Origin of the sequence: Pseudoalteromonas holothuriae (genome assembly GCF_945859825.1) — a bacterium.
Taxonomy (GTDB): domain Bacteria; phylum Pseudomonadota; class Gammaproteobacteria; order Enterobacterales; family Alteromonadaceae; genus Pseudoalteromonas; species Pseudoalteromonas holothuriae.
Genome location: NZ_CAMAPC010000061.1, coordinates 1 through 1,751, shown reverse-complemented (window position 1 = coordinate 1,751; position 1,751 = coordinate 1). Strand labels below are relative to the sequence as shown.

Sequence of the window (1,751 nt, the reverse complement as noted above, 5' to 3'; positions counted from 1 at the left end):
CTCCTGCGGTAAACCCTGTGTTTACGCTAAACTTAATACTGTTGCTCTTTGAGTCAATTTTACTCTCAAGCTTTGATACTTAAGTTATCGGGCTTACCAGAAAATCCTTTAGCTATTTTTTAATATTTTTTTATCTTTATGTTTTTAAATACTTTATTTACATCACCAAACTACAAACAAAAATTCAATCCGAGTATAAAACTTACACTCTAATGCTCTCTATCCCATTGAAGATACTAACTTTAAAATGGAAAAAATATATTTATAGATACACTTTATCTAAAAAGCAAAAAAGCGTCTCATTAAGACGCTTTCCTTAAAACTAAGCTGAGTGGATATCATTAGCCTTGTAGTAATGACAGCGCCGATTGAGGTCGCTGATTAGCCTGACCTAAAATGGTACTACTGGCTTGCTGTAAAATCTGTGCTTTTGTCAATGCCGCAGTCTCTGCCGCAAAATCTGCATCTTTAATTCGCGAACGCGCTGCTGATACATTTTCAATAATGTTGGTTTGGTTACGAATGGTCGATGAGAATCGGTTCTGCGCAGCACCCAACTGAGCTCGTTTCGCATCTATCGCTCCAATCATCGCGTCTACCGAAGCGAGAATATCTTGTGCCTCACCAACTGATGTAAATGATAAGCCACTGGCATTGGCGAATGCATTATCCGCTCCCACTGATACACCCGATACAAGACTGGCTGCTGCCGCTAAGCCGCTAACCGTAAAGTTATTGATAGAAACTGTGCCACCCGTTGCCGCTGCAATTGACGTCATCGTCATACTGATTGTTTGGTTCGCATCTGCCCCAACCTGAAATTCCGCATTGAATGACCCATCTAAGAGATTTCTACCACCAAACGTTGTATCCCCTGCGATACGGTTGATCTCCGTACCCAGCTGCCTAAGTTCAAGTTGTAGCGCCGCTCTATCTGATTGGGTATTTGACCCATTCGCAGCTTGCGCAGCCAAAGTTCTAATACGCTGAAACATACTGGTCATTTCGTCCAGCGCACCTTCCGCTGTTTGCGCTAATGAAATACCATCATTTGCATTTCGGTTACCTTGCGTCAAACCATTAATTTGACTGGTTAGACGGTCTGAAATCTGCAGCCCTGCCGCATCGTCTTTAGCACTGTTAATACGCAGACCTGAAGATAGACGTTGAAAAGCAGTATCTAGTTCATTTCCAGATTTCATTAGCTGTCTTTGTGCATTTAAGCTAGACACATTGGTATTTACGTATAAGGCCATCATGTACCTCTATCTTGTTATCAGTTTAAGTCTCTAAACAAAATAAAGCAAAATACATACCAAAATATAAAAACAACAATAAATCAAACAGGTAGCAATTTTTAAAACAAAAAAATGACGCCCAAAATAACTGGTTAGATTATACACATATTTCTAGGTAATACTTTTGCCGCCGAATGCGGACACATTTTGCCTGCTTTGGCGGATAATCTGGATCATATTGCATCTTAAGGTATGAGCTTTGTCCAAATGAGGTTTTCAAGACGCGAAATGAGCAATGTCGCATGATGGTTTATGTCAGTTAAGAATGACAAAGCAGTTGAAACCTTGGTTTGAACTGAGCGAGCAGCACTAGTTAGATAAAATAGTGCGCTAAAAGGAAAGAGCCAAAATAACGACTTTTATTTTGGCATTAAACTTGCTTTGATAAAGCTTGTTGTGAGTACACACTAGAATTGCCCGAACTTTTCTAGTGTTAAATTTAAGTTATGGCCT

General features: G+C 39.8%; 1 protein-coding gene. It reads right to left on the bottom strand.

Annotation, left to right across the window (positions count from 1 at the left end; all coding sequences use genetic code 11):
* Positions 1 to 341: 341 nt before the first annotated feature.
* Positions 342 to 1,256: a flagellin N-terminal helical domain-containing protein gene (locus OCI93_RS20830; protein ID WP_261595510.1), complete on the bottom strand. Its 915-nt coding sequence runs from the start codon at positions 1,254 to 1,256 to the stop codon at positions 342 to 344.
* Positions 1,257 to 1,751 lie beyond the last annotated feature (495 nt).

Coding starts and splice junctions, on each gene's coding strand:
- OCI93_RS20830 (WP_261595510.1), bottom strand. CDS start 1,256: ATGGCCTTATACGTAAATACCAATGTGTCTAGCTTAAATGCACAAAGA.